Annotated in this window: 8 protein-coding genes; 5 read left to right on the top strand and 3 right to left on the bottom strand. The window is 62.5% G+C overall.

Translation table 11 applies throughout. From position 1 onward, the window contains the following. From DBR18_RS29100 to DBR18_RS11530, 4 genes are all read left to right on the top strand, one after another. The coding region (locus DBR18_RS29100; protein ID WP_256588683.1) for an ATPase, T2SS/T4P/T4SS family at positions 1–608 on the top strand (608 nt) is incomplete at its 5' end. Next, the gene (gene gspF, locus DBR18_RS11520) at positions 608–1,819 is read left to right on the top strand and encodes a type II secretion system inner membrane protein GspF (protein WP_108590403.1); all 1,212 of its coding nucleotides are present in this window, start codon (positions 608–610) and stop codon (positions 1,817–1,819) included. The genes DBR18_RS29100 and gspF, both read left to right, overlap by 1 nt. A gap of 488 nt (positions 1,820–2,307) precedes the next feature. Then, a complete protein-coding gene (locus DBR18_RS11525) occupies positions 2,308–3,420 on the top strand; it encodes a substrate-binding domain-containing protein (protein WP_108590404.1) in 1,113 nt (370 codons plus the stop codon). A gap of 203 nt (positions 3,421–3,623) precedes the next feature. Next, complete coding sequence (locus DBR18_RS11530) at positions 3,624–16,127, top strand: filamentous hemagglutinin family protein (RefSeq protein WP_108590405.1); 12,504 nt, start codon at positions 3,624–3,626, stop codon at positions 16,125–16,127. A 65-nt stretch (positions 16,128–16,192) separates the two neighbouring features. On the opposite strand, the gene DBR18_RS11535 is transcribed toward DBR18_RS11530, so the two are convergent. From DBR18_RS11535 to DBR18_RS11550, 3 genes are all read right to left on the bottom strand, one after another. Beyond that, positions 16,193–16,462 carry a type II toxin-antitoxin system RelE/ParE family toxin gene (locus tag DBR18_RS11535; RefSeq protein ID WP_108590406.1) on the bottom strand — a complete coding sequence of 90 codons (270 nt, stop codon included), beginning with the start codon at positions 16,460–16,462 and terminating at the stop codon, positions 16,193–16,195. Beyond that, positions 16,452–16,643 carry a hypothetical protein gene (locus DBR18_RS11540; protein WP_003225628.1) on the bottom strand — a complete coding sequence of 64 codons (192 nt, stop codon included), beginning with the start codon at positions 16,641–16,643 and terminating at the stop codon, positions 16,452–16,454. The genes DBR18_RS11535 and DBR18_RS11540 overlap by 11 nt, the downstream gene beginning before the upstream one ends. A 269-nt stretch (positions 16,644–16,912) precedes the next feature. Further along, complete coding sequence (locus DBR18_RS11550) at positions 16,913–17,860, bottom strand: transporter (RefSeq protein WP_108590407.1); 948 nt, start codon at positions 17,858–17,860, stop codon at positions 16,913–16,915. Between the two features lie 210 nt (positions 17,861–18,070). Here DBR18_RS11550 and DBR18_RS11555 point away from each other — a divergent pair, with 210 nt between their 5' ends. Then, positions 18,071–19,111 carry an AraC family transcriptional regulator gene (locus tag DBR18_RS11555; protein ID WP_108590408.1) on the top strand — a complete coding sequence of 347 codons (1,041 nt, stop codon included), beginning with the start codon at positions 18,071–18,073 and terminating at the stop codon, positions 19,109–19,111. Positions 19,112–19,132: the final 21 nt, after the last annotated feature.

Consider the following 19,132-nt stretch of genomic DNA (forward strand, 5'->3'; position numbering starts at 1 on the left):
TCACCGTCGAGGACCCGGTGGAATACGACCTGCCGGGAATCAGCCAGATTCAGGTCAACGCCAAGATCGACATGACCTTCGCCCTGGCGCTGCGGGCAATCCTGCGGCAAGACCCGGACATCATCATGATCGGCGAGATCCGCGATCTGGAAACCGCGCAAATCGCCGTGCAGGCCTCGCTCACCGGGCACCTGGTGCTGGCGACGCTGCACACCAACGACGCGGTCTCGGCGGTCAACCGCTTGATCGACATGGGTGTCGAGCCGTTCTTGCTCGCGTCGTCGATGCTCGGTGTATTGGCACAACGCTTGGTGCGACGCCTGTGCAATCAGTGCAAGCAGGAAGACCCGGCGACACCCGGCACTTGGCGCCCGGTCGGTTGCGCCGCCTGCAACCACACTGGCTACAGCGGTCGCACCGGCATCCACGAATTGTTCTGCATCGACGACGACATTCGCACCCTGATTCACCAGGGGGCGGGGGAGCAGGCCTTGCGTGCGGCGGCGGCCAAGGCCGGGATGTTCAGCCTGCGCGAGGACGGCGAGCGCTGGATTCGCAGCGGCGCCACCGCCCCTGAAGAAATCCTCCGTGTGACCCGGGACGCCTGATGAATCGCTATCGTTTTGAAGCCGCCGACGCTACCGGCAAGATCGAGTCCGGGCACCTGGAGGCGGACAGCCAGGGCGCGGCGTTCGGCGTGTTGCGCAGCCGTGGTTTGACCGCGTTGTCGGTGCACAAGGAAAGCAACGTCGCCCAGCATGGCGGCGGTGGCTTGTTCAGTGCGCGGATGTCGGACAACGACCTGGCCTGGGCCACCCGGCAACTGGCGAGTCTGCTCGGCGCCAGTCTGCCGCTGGAAGCAGCGCTCAGCGCGACGGTGGAGCAGGCCGAGAAAAAACACATCGCCCACACCCTCAGCGCAGTACGCGCCGATGTGCGCAGCGGCATGCGTCTGGCGGAGTCGCTGGCTGCGCGGCCACGGGATTTTCCAGAGATCTACCGCGCGTTGATCGCTGCGGGGGAGGAGTCCGGCGATCTGGCGCAGGTGATGGAGCGGCTGGCGGATTACATCGAGGAACGCAACAACCTGCGCGGCAAGATCCTCACCGCGTTTATCTATCCCGGTGTGGTCGGGCTGGTGTCGATCGGCATCGTGATTTTTTTGCTCAGCTACGTGGTGCCGCAGGTGGTCAGCGCCTTTTCCCAGGCGCGGCAGGACTTGCCGGGGCTGACGTTGGCGATGCTCACCGCCAGTGATTTCATTCGGGCGTGGGGCTGGTTGTGTGCGGCAGTGATCGCAGGCGCGTTCTGGAGCTGGCGCCTGTACCTGCGCAATCCGGCGGCACGTTTGAGTTGGCATCATCGGGTGCTGAAACTGCCGCTGATCGGACGGTTCGTGTTGGGCCTGAACACTGCGCGATTCGCCTCGACCCTGGCGATTCTCGGCGGTGCCGGGGTGCCGCTGTTGCGCGCGTTGGAGGCGGCGCGGCAGACGTTATCCAATGATCGACTCAGCCTTAGCGTCAGCGACGCCACGGCCAAGGTTCGCGAAGGGGTGAACCTCGCGGCGGCGTTGCGGGTGGAGAACGTGTTTCCGCCGGTGCTGATTCACCTGATCGCCAGCGGCGAGAAAACCGGCGCACTGCCGCCGATGCTCGAACGGGCGGCGCAAACGCTGTCCCGCGATATCGAACGGCGGGCAATGGGCATGACCGCGTTGCTCGAACCGCTGATGATTGTGGTGATGGGTGGGGTGGTGCTGGTGATTGTGATGGCGGTGTTGTTGCCGATCATTGAGATCAACCAGTTGGTGCAGTAGCTGCGATTGATGTTGTCTGCCCGGGCCCCATCGCTGGCAAGCCGGCTCCCACAGGGGGCAGTGTTGTTAATGCGATCTGTGTCACAACATCAATACCTGTGGGAGCTGGCTTGCCAGCGATAGGGCCATGCAGAACAACAAATAATTCAGACTTTTTTCCAAGGCTTCAGCATCACCCGAGTCAGGTTTCCCCCATCCTCGGGTTCTCCTTTCTGTCATCTGCAACCACCCCGCAACGGCTGCAGCCAATTTCAGTCAAACCCACGATCCAGACCCCTCGCCATCCCCCGCAAACACCCGAGAAAACCCGCTGAAAAACCCCACGCAGCTCCCGAGGTTTTTTCCTTTATCTGTCACCGGAAACTGCGAATTTCTCAGTGCGACTTAACCAAGGCCACCGCTAGCGAGGGTCGACGGTGAGTCCTCCCAGTGTCATGCAAGACCCCCGAAAACCTGTGTCCACAAACCAGTTGAAAAGGAGATTCTTCATGTTCAAGCGCACTCTGATCGCCGCGTCCCTGACCGTCGCCGCTCTGGCTTCCGCTCAAGCCATGGCCGTCACCGGTGGTGGTGCAACTCTGCCAGCTTCTCTGTACAAAGGTTCGGCCGACAGCATCCTGCCTGCCAACTTCAGCTACGCGGCCATCGGCAGCGGCGGTGGCAAGACCGCTTTCCTGACCAACAACCCGGCCGGTTTCAGCACCACCGGCACCGTGCACTTCGCCGGTAGCGACTCGATCCTGAGCGCTTCGGAAATCAGCACCTACAACACCACCTACGGCGCTTCGTACGGCCCGCTGATTCAACTGCCTTCGGTGGCCACTTCGGTTGCCATCCCGTACAAAAAAGCCGGCCAGACCGCGCTGAACCTGACCAGCGCTCAGTTGTGCGATGCGTTCTCCGGTGCCAAAACCACGTGGGGCCAGCTGCTCGGCACGACCGACACCACGCCGATTCGCGTTGTTTACCGCAACGTTTCCAGCGGCACTTCGGAAATCCTCAGCCGTCACTTGAACTCGGTCTGCCCGACTCAGTTCGCCACCAACTCCACCTTCACCAACGCTCGTCTGCCAGCCGGTTCGGCGCTGCCGTCGAACTGGGTTGGCGTCGCCAACACGTCCGATGTCGCCACTGCCGTGAACGCGGTTGACGGCTCGATCGGTTATGTCGGTCCGGACGGTGTCGACGCTACCAGCAACGCTGTTGTTGCTCGCGTCAACGGTGTTCAGCCAACTTCGCTCAACGTCACCCTGGCACTGTCGTCGGTGTCCGCTCCTTCGACCCCGGCCCAGGCTGCAAACCCTGCCAACTGGTCGCCCGTGGTGGCTAACCCGGCTTCGGGTTACAAACTGGCTGCCTACACCAACTTCATCTTCGGTCAGTGCTACAAGGACGCAGCCGTGGCCGCGGACGTCAAAGCCTTCCTGACTCAGCACTACAGCAACCCGGGCAACAACACTGCGACTCAGGCTCACAAGTTCGTCGCCGTGCCTAACGCCTGGAAAACCGCTGTTACCGCCAACTTCATCACCAACACTTCGGGCAACAACCTGGACATCAACAACGCCAGCGTCTGCAACGCTATCGGTCGTCCTTTGTAAGCTCGCGCTGTCGTAACACCGATGACGGCAACCTTCGGGTTGCCGTCATTTTTTTTGGCCCGGATACACGCCGAACATGAAGTTTGTGTGACATCCGTTCGGTCGCGCCCCTCGCCAACGGCCTATGTCGTAACAGCAGGTTTTTGCAGGCCTGCGGCATCTTTGGCAACCAAAGTGTGGCAATCAAAAAGGATCTCGTAGTGATGCTCGCTCGCCCATCCCGTCGTCGTACCCACGTTCTGTCCTCCAAGCGCCAAACCGTCGAGCCGTCGCTTTGGCTGCTCAAACCGTTGGCGCACGCGGTGGCGTTGTGTCTGGTGGCGGGCAGTGCGCAGGCGCAGACGGCGTTCAGTTCGAGCTGGTTTGCTGCCAAAGGTGCGGCGCAGCAGGCTGCAGCAGCGCGTCCGAGCGTTGGCGGGTTGCCGGGGATGACACCGCCATTGGCCCAACAGCAAAAAGCCAATCAGCAATTGCAGCGCTCGATTCAGACCTTGAATAACACGGTCGCGGCGATTGCTGCGCAACAGGCGGCGCAGGCTGCCGGGCGCGCAGCGGCGCTGGGCACGGTGCAGTTTGTGCCGGACGGCCTGGGCGAGGGTGGCTTGAAGGTCGACAACAGCCTGACTCAAGGCTGGCAGAACGCGAAGGGCCCGCAGCAGACCCAGGTCGATGGCAAAACCACAGTGACAATCGAGCAGACCGCCGACAAGGCCATTCTCAACTGGGAAACCTTCAACGTCGGTCGCAATACCACGGTCGATTTCGCCCAGCAGTCTAACTGGGCGGTGCTCAACCGGGTCAACGACCCGACTGCCCGGGCCAGCCAGATTCAAGGCCAGATCAAGGGCAACGGCACGGTGATGCTGATCAACCGCAACGGCATAGTGTTCAGCGGCAGCAGCCAAGTCAACGTGCGCAACCTGGTGGCCGCTGCCGCCAACATCACCGATATCCAGTTCCGTGATCGGGGTCTGTATTTCGACAGCACCGGCACCCAGCCGACGTTCACCGATGCCGCCGGCAAGGTGTTGGTCGAACGCGGTGCCTCCATCGACACCCACAAGCCGGCATCGTCTACCGCTGCCGGTGGTTATGCCTTGCTGCTCGGCAGCGACGTACAGAACGACGGCAACATCAACACCACCAAGGGCCAGACCGTGCTGGCGGCCGGCGACCGTTTCTACATCCGCAAAGGCTCGGGCACCGAAGGCAATGCGCTGTCCACCACATTCGGCAGCGAAGTCATTCCGGGCTTCAAGGCCGGTGCCGTTACGGGAAAAGTCACTAACAACGGCTTGATCCAGTCCGCCACCGGCGACATCACTCTGAGCGGTCACGAGGTGGTGCAGAGCGGTGTCTTGCTCGCCAGCACATCAGTGGCGACGCGGGGCACGATTCACCTCACCAACCCGAGCACCGACAACAACGGCAGCGTGACGCTGGGGCAGGGTAGTGCGACGGCGATCATGCTCGACAGCAGCGACCTGACCGCCCTCGACAGCCAGCATCAGGCCGCGCTGACGGGCGTCACGGCCAACAACCGGATCCGTGGCGATCAGTCACGCGTCGAGATTCAGAGCGGCGGCAGTGTCGAGTTCCAGAACGGCTCGATCACCCTGGCCACCGGCGGCCAGGTTGCGGTCAGCGCACAGCGCCGCAGCCTGGTGCGCGACGGCGCGATGATCGATGTGTCCGGTGCCCTCGGCGTCAAAGTGGCGATGGAAAACAACAGCATCAAGATCAACGTGCAAGGCAACGAGCAGCGCGATGCCTCGGTCAACCGCGAGAAAGGCGCGCTCAACAGCAACGACATCTGGGTCGATGTGCGCGAGCTGGTGCATGTGCCGGCCGGCACCAACGGCTACGCCACGGATCGCTGGTACACCGCCGGTGGCCTGTTGGAAGTCGGTGGTTATCTCGGCACTCAGGGCCACAGCGTCGGCGAATGGATGGCCCAGGGCGGCACGGTGAGTTTTGCCGGCAACGACGTGGTCACGGAAAAAGGCTCGTTGATCAACCTGTCCGGCGGCACCCTGGATGTGCAGAGCGGCGAGATCCGTCAGAGCTGGCTGCGCGGCGCCGACGGCAAGTTGTATGAAGTGTCGCGCGCGCCGGGGGACCTGCTCTACAGCGGCCTGTACAAAGGCTATGAAGACAGCAGCGAACGCTGGGGCCAGACCCGTTATTACTACAGCCCGCTGATTGCCCCGCGCTCGCGTTTCGAGTCGGGTTACACCGTGGGCCGCGATGCCGGGCAACTGGTGATCGCCACGGCCAACGCCGTACTCGACGGGCAGATGATCGGCGAGGTGTATCAGGGTGAACGGCAGAATCAGGCGCCGAAAGCGGTGCTCGACGGCTATCAGCAGAGCCAGACCGCAATGGCCCGGCGTGCGCAGTTGATCGTCGGCAGTTACGACCCGACCTTCGTCGCGGCGTCGAATGGCCTGCTCTACACCCTCGATCCATTGCTCGATCAGGTGCAAATCGGTGGCGCGCGCCCGGTTGCCGGAAATGATCTGGACCTCACCGGCGCGGTGTCCGATACCCGCAAGGGCAAGCTGTATCTTGATAACGATCAGCTCAACGGGTTCCGCCTCGGTGCGCTCAAGGTTTCGGCCAAGGATCAGATCGCCGTTGACGCTGCGCTTACGGTCGATAGCGGTGGCGACATCACCCTGTACGCCCCGGATGTGCAGGTCGGCGCCGACCTGACCGCTCGCGGTGGCAGTCTGCGTCTGGGCAACGTACTCAATCAGTTCAATGGTGGCGCAAACACCGACACGCGCCTGGCGGCCAAAGCTGAAAAAACCACGCAAACCCGCATCGCCGAGGGCGTGCATCTCGACACCCGAGGGCTGTGGAGCAACCTGCGCACCAACCCGGACGATAACGCCAGCCTCGCGTATCTGAACGGTGGCCTGATATCGATCCGCAGCAGCGGTGATATCGACGTCGCTGCCGGCAGCCTGCTCGACGTTTCTTCCGGTGGCGCGGTACTCGCCAATGGCAAGACCCGGGGTGGCAAGGGTGGTGATCTGACGCTGGAGTCCAGTGCGATTTCCGCGCCGGGCACATCGCATCTGAACCTCGATGGCGAACTGCGCGGTTATGGCGTCACGGGCGGCGGCACCTTGACAGTGCAGGCCAACAGGATTCTCGTCGGCCAGACGGATAAAGCCCTGGCAGACAATACCCTGCAACTGTCCACCGACCTGTTCAGCAAGGGGTTCTCCGCCTACAACCTGATCGGTCTCAACGGGCTCGACGTTGCCGAAGGCGCCGCAATTGATGTGACCCTGCCGGTGTACCGTTTCGGTGATGCGGCACCCAACCAGGTCAGTGGCGTCAATCCGCGCACGGCGCTGGAATTGTGGACACCGACGCTGTTCCAGGAAAACCCGACCAAGGGCGTGCTGACCCAACGCGCCGGCGCCAGCCTGACCCTGCAAGGTGGCGCGACGCTGGTCGGGCTGATCGACGCGGCCAACAGCCCCCTGACCCTGGGCCGTGGCTCGCGCATCAGCGTCGACCCGGGGCAGAGCATCAAGCTGCGCGGTGCCGGGCAGATCACTGTCGACGGTGAACTGAATGCCTGGGGCGGCACGATCGATATTCGTCAGCAACAATTCGGCTCGATCCAGCCGGCCACTTCGATTCAAACGGCTGATCCGAGCGCACATGACCGCTCGATCTGGATCGGCGAGCAGGCCGTGCTGGATGTCGCCGGGCGTGCGAATACGGCGACCGACACCCTGGGCCGCACTTACGGGCAGGTCGGCAAGGGCGGCAGCCTCATCATCGGCGGCGAGATCGATGCGAAACTGGCAACCGCCACGGCCGCCGATGCCTACGTGATTGTGCGTCCGGGCGCGCGGCTGGATGCCTCGGGCACCGAGGCTGTTCTGGATATCGCCGGTCAAGGCCCGACGCGTATCGCAACGGACGGCGGGCGCATCAGTTTGAGTTCCTATAACGGTCTTTTCGTTGAAGGCAACTTGCGTGCGGCGGCGGGTGGCGTCGGGGCGGCCGGTGGTCGTCTGGAACTGGCGCTGGAGACGCCGTTGTATTCCGATTCGGCGAGCAACGCGGTGCGCTCGCCGAGGGAAATGATCATTGGTCAAGCGGCAGAAAACGAGCTGCTGCCCGCGAACCTGCAACCCGGCGAAGGCGCCGATGGCTTGCGTTACGGTCAAGCCCGTCTGAGTGCCGATGGCTTGATGACGGGCGGTTTCGACAATCTCAGCCTGCTGAGCAACGGTCTGTTGTCGTTTGACGGTGACGTCAATCTGCGCATGAATCAGAGCCTCAGTCTCTTCGCCGCAGCGCTGTCTCTCGCCGAGAATTCCAAAGGCTCGGCACGGGTTGATTTGAGTGCTCCATACCTGCGTCTGTCAGGGGTGGGCACCTACTTCGCCGGCTTCAACATGATGCGCCCACGGTTGCTCCCTGGCCCGACGGCCCGATCGTCCGATGCAATGTTCAATGCCTCCGCGAATTTGTTGGACGTGGGCAATGGCCTGTCCTTCGGGACTCAGGGTTCGATCCTGCAACGGCAGGCGCCGGCCGTTGAATACAGCCGTCGGGCTTTCGGTCTGGTGAGCCTCGACAGCAGCGGCGACCTGCGCTTCCTCGCGCCGAATGATGGTGCGGAGAAAACCAGGCTGTGGACGCCGGGCGACTTGAACCTCGGTGCGGCGCAGATCTATCCCGCCACCGGCATTCAGGCTGAGGTGCGTGCCGGTTATCAGGGCGCCGTCCCGGTTTCCGAACACACCTTGCGGATCAGCGGCCACGGCGCGGCACCGACTGCGGTGCCGTACTCGGCATTCGGAAAGCTGATTTTTTCCGCCGCGTACATCGAACAGGGCGGTGTCTTGCGTGCACCGCTGGGCAAGATCGTATTGGGTGACGATTTGCTCAGCACCACTCACGAGGTTCGTCTTCTGCCGGGCAGTCTGACTTCGGTCAGCGGTGCCGGCCTGGTCATGCCATACGGTGGCACCACGGACGGTATCGACTATCGCTATAACGGCAAATCCGTGGTGCTCGACGGCATCTCCGGCGAAACATCAGGCGTGTCGATCGGCACGCAGTTCGCCGATGTGCAAAGCGGTGCGGTCATCGACCTGTCCGGCGGTGGCGATCTGCGTGGCGCCGGTTTCGTGTCCGGTCGCGGGGGTTCCACCGATGCACGTTTCAACCCGCTGGTGCGCACTGCGACTGACGGCACCTTCAGCCTGCCGGGGCTGGCGAGCAACCCGGTGTATGCCATCGTGCCCGGCAACCAGAGCAGCTACGCGCCGATGCTGGCCGAAGCGGGTGCGGGCGATCCGCGCATTGGCCAGCAGATCACTATTGGCGCTGGTGTGCCGGGGTTGGCGGCGGGTACTTACACACTGTTGCCGTCAACGTTTGCCCTGATGCCTGGTGCGTTCCGGGTTGAGGTAAACGGTCAGGCAGCACCCGGCGTGACAACGGGGGCGTTGCCACTGCGCAATGGTTCATGGACCAGCAGCGGGCAGATGTCGATCGCCAATACCGGCCTGCGTGACAGCCTGGCCAGTCAGGTGATTCTCACGTCAGCCGATGTGTTGCGTCGTTACTCGCAGTACAACGAAACCGGTTTCTCTCAATTCATCCAGAGCGACGCCGCCCGGCGCGGTGTGCCGCGTGCGCTGGCACCCATGGACGGCAAGACACTGGATCTGCGCCTGGCCTCCGGCGGCAAGCAAGACATCGCTTTGCAGTTCAACGGGCGCACGCTGTTCGAGGCTGCCGAGGGCGGCATGGCCGGCACAGCGGTGGTACGTGGCGGCAACGCCGGGAGCAGCTTCGAGATACTGGGCGCGGGCCGTCCATCGACACCGGGTTTCAACGGTGTGTCGCTGTACGCCGACACGCTCAACAGCCTCAACGCGGGGCGGCTGACCATCGGTGCGATGCCGAATGTCTTGTACAACACGACCGCTAACATCATCGGCTTCCTGGGCGCGAGTCAAAGTATTGTCTTGCGTGAAGGGGCGATTCTGTCTGCGCCGCAGGTTTTGCTGCGTACCACGTCAACGCTTGGCGGCATCACGGTCGAGGCGGGAGGCGGGATCAATACGCTGGGGCGTGGCAACGTGGCCTACGACTCGCTGGCCGGTTACGTTTATGAGCCGAAAGGTTCCAGCCTGTTGGTCGTTTCCAACGGCTGGACCAATGTGCTGGCGCCGGAAGCGGCCAGCGGCATCAGCGGCGCGGGCAGCATCCGGATCGGCACTTGCGCAGCGAGTGCGTGCAACAATCCGGCCCTGCTGTATTCGAACGGCAGTATCACGGCCGCTACGGATAACCAGTTCGAACTCGGTGAAACGGTGCGTTTCGGCACCCGTCATCTGGCATTGTCGGTCGGCTCGGTCAATACCGGCAGCGCCGAAGCACTTGCAGCGGCGGGCAGCCGCGTGCCCGCCGGCCTCACGCTCAACCAGAACGTACTCGACCGCTTGCTGCGCGGTGATACGCAGTTTGCCGCGCCGGCCCTGGAAACCCTGAGCCTGACCACTCGCGACGCCTTCAATTTCTACGGCAGCGTGAGCCTCGACACGATCGATCCACAGACCGGTCAGAGCAAACTGCAGAACCTGGCACTGGTCACCCCGGCGATCTACGGTCTGGGCGATGCCAACGATGTGGCGAGCATTCGTACTGCCAACCTGATCTGGAACGGCGCTACCCAGAGCCCTGGCGCTGTCATCACGGGTGGTGCGGGCACCGGCAGCGGCACGCTGGACATTCAGGCCCAGCGGATCGAGCTGGGTTACGGCCCGATGCCTCAGGCCAGCGGCCTGGATCAGAACAATCGTCTGGCGCTGGGTTTCGCCAACGTCAACCTCAGCGCCAGCGAGCGCATCACCGCCAATCACAAGGGCAGCCTGGCGGTGTATCAGGAGCAGGGCGCGTACGATCCGCTCAAGGGTTACAGCTACAGCGGCGGCAATCTGAACCTGCGCACGCCGTTGCTCACCGGTGAGGCGGCATCGGTCAGCCTGCTCAAGGCTGGCAACAGCCTGACGCTCAGCGGCGCCGCGGCTACCGGGGTGGCCAATGCCTTGGGTGCGGAGTTGAATCTTGAAGCCCGCGATATCGTGCTGGACAGCCGTATCGCCTTGGCCAGCGGCAAGCTGACGGTGAAATCCGAAGGCGATTTGACCCTCGGCGGCAATTCCGTGCTGGATCTGGCCGGGCGGACCTTGCCGTTCAACGATGTCAGCAAATACAGCTGGGGCGGCGACGTATCGCTGTACAGCGCCAACGGCAATATCGGTCAGGCTGCGGGCTCGCGGATCGATCTGTCGGCGAAGAACAATCAGGCCGGTAACCTCAGTGTCGTCGCACTGGCCGATGCGGCCGGGATGGTCGATCTGCAAGGCGAGATTGTCGGCGGCAGCAGCGGTTACTACGACGCCGGCGGCACCTTGGTGCCGTACAAGGCCGGTGGCGTGGACATTCGCGCGCAGCGCCTGGGTGGTGACGCGTCTGAGCAGTTTGCCGCACTCAACCAGCGCTTGAACGCAGGTCAGGTGTTCGGCAGCCGCAGCCTGCAGCTCAAGCAAGGCAACCTGGTGATCGGCGACGGCCTCAAGGCCGGTGAGGTCAATGTGTCGGTGGACAATGGCAGCCTGACGGTGGCCGGTCTGATCGACGCCAGTGGCGAGCGTGTCGGCAGCATTCGTCTGTCGGCGAAAAATGGTCTGACCCTGGCGGGCAGCAGCGTACTCGATGCCCATGGTCGCGTGCTGCGTGTCGACAGCTACGGCAAGATCATCGATGCGCCGAACCGTGCCACGGTCGAACTGAATTCCGGCGATGGTTTGCTCACGTTGGGCAGCGGCGCGCGTATCGACCTGCGCCACGGCACCGATGCCGTTTCCGGTTTCTTCGCCGGGCAGCACGATGGAATACTGCGCGGCACGCTGGAGCTGAACGCGCCGCGTCTGGGCAGCAATGACATCGCCATCGACGCCAGCGGTGTGTTGACCATTCAGGGTGCGCGGTCCATCGGCCTGAACGGTTTGCGCCGCTATACGGATGCCCGCGAGGGTGTCGATCAGGCGGTCAGTGGCCGGCCGTATCAAGTCATCGATCAAGCCATGCTCGAACGCATTCACGGCGACAGCAACAACTTTATCAACGCCGCACTGGGCAACAACGATCTGCTGCAACGCAGGCTCGCCGGGTTGAACAACGCCACGTATGCCGATGCGTTCCATCTGCGGCCCGGTGTGGAGATCGCCAGCAAGACGGCTGACGGTGATCTGGTGGTGGAGGGCGATCTGGATTTGTCCGGTTATCGCTACGCCAGTCTCAATCCGCACACACAGTTGAACCCCTCTGTATATGGTTCCGGGGAAGCGGGCAGCCTGGTGATTCGTGCCGGTGGCAACCTCGATATTTACGGCAGCATCAATGACGGCTTCGCGCCGCCACCGGAAACCCAGGACGATGCCGGCTGGAAACTGATTGCCGGTGTGCAGCCGTTCGGCGGCGATCTGATCGTGCCGGGCAGCGGAGTGACGCTGGCCGAGGGCACGCAGTTTCCGGTGGGCGCGACGCTCAATTACGACGTGACGATTCAGGGCGCGAGACTGGCCAGTGGCACGTTGCTGCCGACCCAGGCGGTACTGGGCGAGGCGTACACGTTCAGCGCCGGCACTGTGCTGGCGGGGGCTATCCATGATGCCAACGGAAATCTGTTGTATGCGGCGGGAACGGTGCTCAGCGAAAGTGTGACGTTGCCGGCGAACACTCGCCTGGGTGCCGGTATCCGCCTGAACAAGGCGACGAGCCTGCAGGCCACGACCTGGCCCAGGGGCGTGCCGCTGCCAGGGGTTTTCGACCTCGATCTTTTGACGGTTTCCGGTGTGAAGCTGAGCAGCTCGCTGGCCTTGCTGCGCGGCTCGCTGATTCCTTCGATGACGGATGTAAAGCTTGCCGATGGCACTTCGCTGATCGAACTGCGTCCGTTCGCGGGTGACCAGCAAGGCAAGAACTGGGCGGTGGCGAGCATGCTGCCATCGGGCAGTGCGTCGTGGTCGATGCGCGTGGTAGCGGGTGCGGATATTGATTCAGCCGACAGCCGTGTCGTGAAACCGGTGACCCGCGAGGGTGATCTGCGGCTGGCCGATACTCATTACGGTGTGAAGGTGACGACATCGCCCGGGCGAATGGTCTGGGCGGCGGGTAACCAATATGGCTTCCCCGAGTTTGAACCCGTCCTCGATGACGCTCTGGTTGCTTGCACTATCGAGCCCAGCGATTGTGCCCCCATGGCTCGCTGGGTCTGGGCGCCAGGCAGTGGAGCGGGCCCGGATTACGAGCCGGTTCCCGAGGAGGCTCAATTCATTTGTGATCTGCAGCCAGAGCTGTGCATCGGCAACAATCCCGGAAAAACCGCTAAAGCTCATACGCAGATGTTCAGTGTCCTGCGCACCGGTACTGGCGATCTCGATCTGATGGCTGCCGGCAACCTGAGCATGGATTCGCCTTTCGGCGTGTACACCGCCGGTACACAGTCATCGAATGTCGACCCGTTGTATAACCAGAAACGCGGGCATCTCTCGGACAATAACTCGGTGTTGGGCACCGCCGGCGCCGATTATGAAAAGTGGGTCAACGGCGGCAGCGACAGCCTCTATCAGGCCTGGTATCCGCAGATGGGGGGCAACCTGACAATCAATGCCGGCGGGTCGGTGTCGGGTGACTCGGTGGGCACGAAAGCGCAATCGGAAGCGGCTGGGTTCCGCGAGCAGATGGCCAGTGTGGCAGTGGGCAACTGGCTGTGGCGCCAAGGCACGGGTAGCCCGGATGTGCCCACGGCGTGGTGGATCAACTTCGGCAGTTACGCCACCCAAATGATCTCGGATCGTGTGATTAATACTGAACCGTACCTGGTGGGGTTCACCGGTTTCGGCACCTTGGGCGGGGGCAATATCAGCCTGCGGACTGGTGGTGATGCCGGCATGCTCAAACCGATGGGCGATGCCGTTCACTATCCGCGCGGGCAGGGGCTGATCGTCGCAGTCGGCAGCACCGGTCGAGTCGCCAGCGATGGCAGCGTGCAGATGACCGGTGGTGGTGACATGGATATTCGTATCGGCGGCACGCTCAACCCGTCGCTGCAAGCGCGGGCCGGAGAAACCGGTATCGGCAAACCGGTCCATGATCTGCAAGGTGCGCTGATCAACCTGCGCGGTGCGGCACAAATGACGGGTGGAGCACTGGGTGGCATCAACCTGCAGTACGGCGCCGGCACCGTGGTCAATGATCTTCGGGAAACCCGGGCACTTGATCCGTTTACCTCGACCACTGGTAGCGCTTCCGGAGGCGTGGTACTGATTCCGGGTGACTCGGGCATGAGCCTGAGCAGCCGCGCTGATCTGGTGTTGGGCGGTGCAGCGGATCCTGGGCGAGTCAGTCTGATGAACGCCAGCCCGATCATGGCGGCCGACGCAAGCGTTCAGCAGGGCGGCACCCTGAGTGGCTTCTCTTTGTGGACGGATCACACCGCAATCGATCTGTTCTCGGCTGGCGGGAACTTGACGCCGGGCACACAGATATCCGAGTTCAGTACCAGCAACGGCCTGATCACGGGACGCAATACCTCGCCTACCGATGGCCGGTTTGTCTACCCGTCGATTCTGCGTGCGGTGGCGGGGCAGGGGTCCATCTATGCAGGGCCGTCCGCGACGTTCACTGGCGTGGATATCTACCCGCTGCAAGGTTACTCACTCCTCCTGGCACCGTCGAAGTCGGGACAGCTTGAACTGTTGGCAGGTGACTCTATCTACGCCGGTGGCTATGCGATCAACCAGTCGGGAGCCAGCCCGATGGCCATTACCACGCCGCTCAACCCGGCGTTCAACACGTATACCACCAACAGCAACACCAGCAAGCCGGTGCGCACCAACTACAGCGACGATGGTGTGGCACCTGAGGGCAACGTGCGATATCCGCTGTTTGCCTTTGGTCCCAACAGCTACTCGGGATTGAACGACGTACAGGGGCCGGCGCGATTCTATGCGCTGACGGGGGATCTGGTGGGCATTCGCAGTGGCGAAACGTTGAGCTTTTCCACTTCCGGACGCACCTGGTACGAAGCGGCGGGGCCTGTGTGGATGATCGCCGGACGCGACATCGTTGCTTCCGGCACTACCCTGGGGCAGCCTGCGGCCGTGCCGACAGTGGAAATGAGTAGCGGCAAGGAGAACATTTTTTCCACCGGCAACCTGTTCGTCCACAATGACCAGCGAGATGTATCGCGGGTGTCGGCGGGTCGCGACATTCTCTACAGCAGCTTCGATATCGCCGGCCCCGGCACGCTGGACATTAATGCCGGGCGCAACATCCTGATGGAAAATCGCGCCAGCATTACCAGCCGCGGCGCGATAGTGGCCGGGGATACGCGGCCCGGTGCCAGCGTGGTATTGCAGGCGGGCGTGGGCGCGCAGGGGCCGGATTACGCAAGGTTCATCGCGCGTTACCTGAACCCGCAGAACCTTGCCAATCCGAATGCCGCTCTCAACGGTCAGCCGGGCAAAGTGGTCAAGACCTACCTCGACGAGTTGCAGAGCTGGCTGACCCTCGGCTATGACTTCAGCGGCAACGCCGAGCAGGCACGGGCGTTCTACGCCGCGTTGCCAAGCGCCGAGCAGGCGATCTTTGCCCGCCAGGTGTACTTCGCCGAACTGCGTGCGGGCGGCCTGGAGTACAACGACGCCGACGGCCCGCGTCAAGGCAGTTACCTGCGCGGTCGCAATGCCATCGCGGCGCTGTTCCCGACCACCGATGTGGCCGGCAACCCGATCCGCTACGACGGCGACATCACGCTCTACGGTGGCGCCGGGGTCAAGACCCTGTTCGGCGGCGATATCCAGATGCTCACGCCGGGTGGCGGTCAGGTGTTCGGCATCGAAGGCGCGGCGCCACCGTCCACGGCGGGGATCATCACCCAGGGTTCGGGCAACATTCAGCTCTACTCGCAGGGCAGCATTCTGCTGGGGCAGAGCCGGATCATGACCACGTTCGGCGGCTCGATCCTTGGCTGGTCGGCCGAGGGTGACATCAACGCCGGTCGCGGCTCGAAAACCACCGTGGTCTACACCCCGCCGAAACGGGTTTACGACACCTGGGGCAACGTGACCCTGTCGCCATCGGTGCCGAGCACCGGTGCCGGTATCGCCACCCTTAACCCCATCGCCGAAGTGGCGCCGGGCGACATCGACCTGATCGCCCCGCTGGGCACCATCGATGCGGGCGAGGCGGGCATTCGGGTCTCGGGCAACGTCAACATCGCCGCGCTGACCGTGGTCAACGCTGCCAACATCTCGGTGCAGGGCAAGGCGACGGGTGTGCCTGTTGTGTCGGCGGTGAACACCGGGGCGATCACCTCGGCAAGCTCTGCGGCCTCTTCAGCCACCCAGGCGGCTGAAGACGTGGCCCGTCAGCAGCAAGCAGCGGCGCGGCAGAATCAGGCGTCGGTGTTTACCGTGCAGGTGCTGAGCTTTGGCAACGAACAACTGGCCCCGACCCGCGATGGTGCCAGCCGTGCCCCGGCCAGCGGATACAACCCGAACAGCCCGGTGCAGGTGCTGGGCGCCGGGGTGCTGGATGAACAGGCGAAACAGCAGCTGACCGAGGAGGAACGGGGGCAGCTGACGTTGTAAAGGACTCTCGTGTAGTACTTTGGGCGACCGGTTGGTCGCCCTTTTTTTGTGTGGGTGGGGAAAGCTCAGGGATACGCTTGTCGAGCGTGCAAAAGGTTGAGAATCTCGATCCGGTCGGTCACCCGATAAACCACGACGTAGTTGGGATGAACAACGATTTCCCGGGTACCGGCGACCTTGCCGAAGCGATAAAGGTAGGGGTGAAGTGGGAGGGCAGAGGTAGCCGCTTCGATGGCGGCGTTCAGTTGACTGGCCGCAACGGCGTTACGGTCAGCGATGTAGCTCAGGGTTTGCCAGAGTTGAGTGCGAGCTTCAGGTCGCCAGTCAACCCGCACTGTTTTTGTTGAGTTTCGATTCGATGAGGGCGCGCATCTCGGCCATCACCTGCTCGTGGGGGATGTTGGGCCGCGGATCATCCATCGAGGCCTGTACCTGTGCCCGAAACCAGCGATCATAACTGGCGGCCTGCTCTGGGGTTTCGAAGTCTGAAACGATAAGTGAAAGTTCGGCGCTCATAGTGACCTCCATGATCAATGTGAAGCAGTCTAAGGGGGATGTGGCTCGCTGTCGTCACTGGCAAGACGAAGTGCGAAGTATCCCGAAGCGCTAGCGGGAAAGATGTCAGACGTTTCCCTTGCCCATAAGGGAAAATCGACGCACGTTGTCATCGGATTCCCCACAACACCGTTCCCTGTAGGAGCTGCCGCAGGCTGCGATCTTTTGATCTGGCTTTTAAAAACAAAAGTCAAAAGATCGCAGCCTGCGGCAGCTCCTACAGGTCGAGGTCAGAAGGCGTAGGGGATGCTGACCTTGGCCCAGAGCATGTCGCCTTCCGGGCGGTTTTCCACGTCGAATTCCCTGGCCCAGCGAATCTCCGCGCTGGCGTATTTGAGGAAGGTCAGGTGCAGCGCCGGGCCAATCGCGAAGACTTTGCCGCGCACGCCGTCGTCCACATCCTGCCCGGCGAATTGCACGGTGTGGCCGTACTGTTTGTCGTCGGTGGTCTGCTTGAGGTAGTAGCCGTTGATACCGAGCATCACGTTGTCGGTGATCTTGTAGCTGGCCGAATAATCGAAGTGGAAAATCTGCCCGGACTTGTAGTCGGTGTCCTTGTTCTTCTCGTTGAAGCTGTAAGTGGTCTTCATCGACACTTCAGTCTTGTCGGTGGGCAGCCAGGTGAAGGAGAACAGCGGCTTGTAGGTGTAGAAATTGTTGCTGGTGTTGGCCAGCCGGTCGACGCTGTATTCACCGGTGGGCACGGTGACTTCCAGGGCCGCGCCGAGGGTCAGGTTCTTGCCCATGTCCCACAGGATGATCGGCGCAATCGTGGTGTCGCCCATGCCTTCGCGGGTATCGCTGGCGCCGTAGACCGAGACTTCCTGCTTGAGCCAGGGCTGGGCGATGTAGCCGGCCAGACGTCCGCCGAATACCCGCACCGGGCTCAGGTAATCGATGCGCGGGATCACCGCCGTGGATTCGATTTCGACATTCGGCACCTTGCCGCCCAACGAACTGATGTTGAGCTTCGTCGATTTGTAATGGTTGTAGTAAAGGTTGAACGCGACCATGTTCTCCGGGAGGCTGTCGACCTCCAGCGGCAGCATGAAGAACCCGTCGGTGCCGGGGCCGATGTTGTCGACGCCGGCTTCGGTGGCCAGGGCCGGCAGGGACGCGGTGCAACCGAGCAAAGTCAGTGCCAGACGCAAGGGGAAAGTGGCGCGGTTCGGGTTCATGGCTGTCCTCATTATTATTGTGGTGGGACGTGGCGCCGGTACGCAGAACGTCCGGCACCATAGAAATAAGCGCTTGGCGCCCGACGGGGCAGGGTATTGGCGGACAGTTAGGGGGACTTCTGCGGACAGTCGGCCAACCCTGTGCTAACGTCGTTCGACATAACCGGTTACAAAAATAACAATCAAGCGTGATCCGGAATGTCAGCCCCCATGAACGTAAAAGTCCAAGACCCCACTTTCGAACTGGCGCTGGTCTCGCCGTTTCTCCTGCAAACCCTCGCCGAAGTCGCGCAGAACAAAGGCATCGACCCCGAAAGCCTGTGCCGTGGCCTGGGCTTCACCCTTGAAGATCTGCAGGATCCGGCGCAGCGGATTTCCTATCGCCAGGCCGTGGCGATGATTCAGCGCGCGCTCAAAGTGCTGCCCAATCAGGGGCTGGGGTTGTGGGTCGGGGCGCAGAATGTGTTGGGTACGTTGGGGCTGCTCGGGCATGTCCTGTCGCTGTGCAAGACCTTGCGCGATGCCTTTGCCCTCGGCATCCGCCACCAGCACACCTCCGGCGGGATCGTGGTGTCCAGCGTCGATGTGGTCGGCGATCAGGTGCAGTTGAATGCCGAGTGCCGCTTGCCGTTCGCCGATGTCCAGGTGTTCGCCGTCGAAGAATTTTTCGCCAGCCTGTTGGTGTATGGCCGGGCCTTGGCGGGCAATGAATTCAAGGCGATTGCCGTGGAGTTCGTGCACGCCGCGCCGGATTACCTGAGCGAGTACCACCGCCTGCTCGGGCCGGACGTACGCTTCGGCTGCCTGCACAACCGCATGCTGATCGATGCGCAATGGCTGGACGTCAATCTGCCCAATCATCATTCGCTGGCGTTGCGTCAGGCGGTGGCCTTGCTGGAGTTGGAAGCGGCGCAAGTGCACCAGAAACTCGATCTGATTCAGGCCGTGGAACGGGCAATTGCCCGGGACCTGAGCCGGGGCAGCCATATCGAAAAAATCGCCGGCGACCTGAACATGAGCAGCCGCACCTTGCGCCGCCGTTTGACCGAGCATGCGCTGACCTTCGAGGCGCTGCTGGAGCAGGTGCGTCAGGCGCGGACGATGAGTCTGCTGGCGAACCCGGACATGCCGATCGAGCGGATTACCGAAGAAGTCGGCTACAGCGATGTGCGCAGTTTTCGTCGGGCGTTCAAGCGCTGGACGGGGATGAGCCCGAGTGCGTGGCGCACCGAGAGCACTGCTGCCATTTAGAAGATCAAAAGATCGCAGCCT

Source organism: Pseudomonas sp. HMWF021 (assembly GCF_003061005.1).
Lineage (GTDB): Bacteria > Pseudomonadota > Gammaproteobacteria > Pseudomonadales > Pseudomonadaceae > Aquipseudomonas.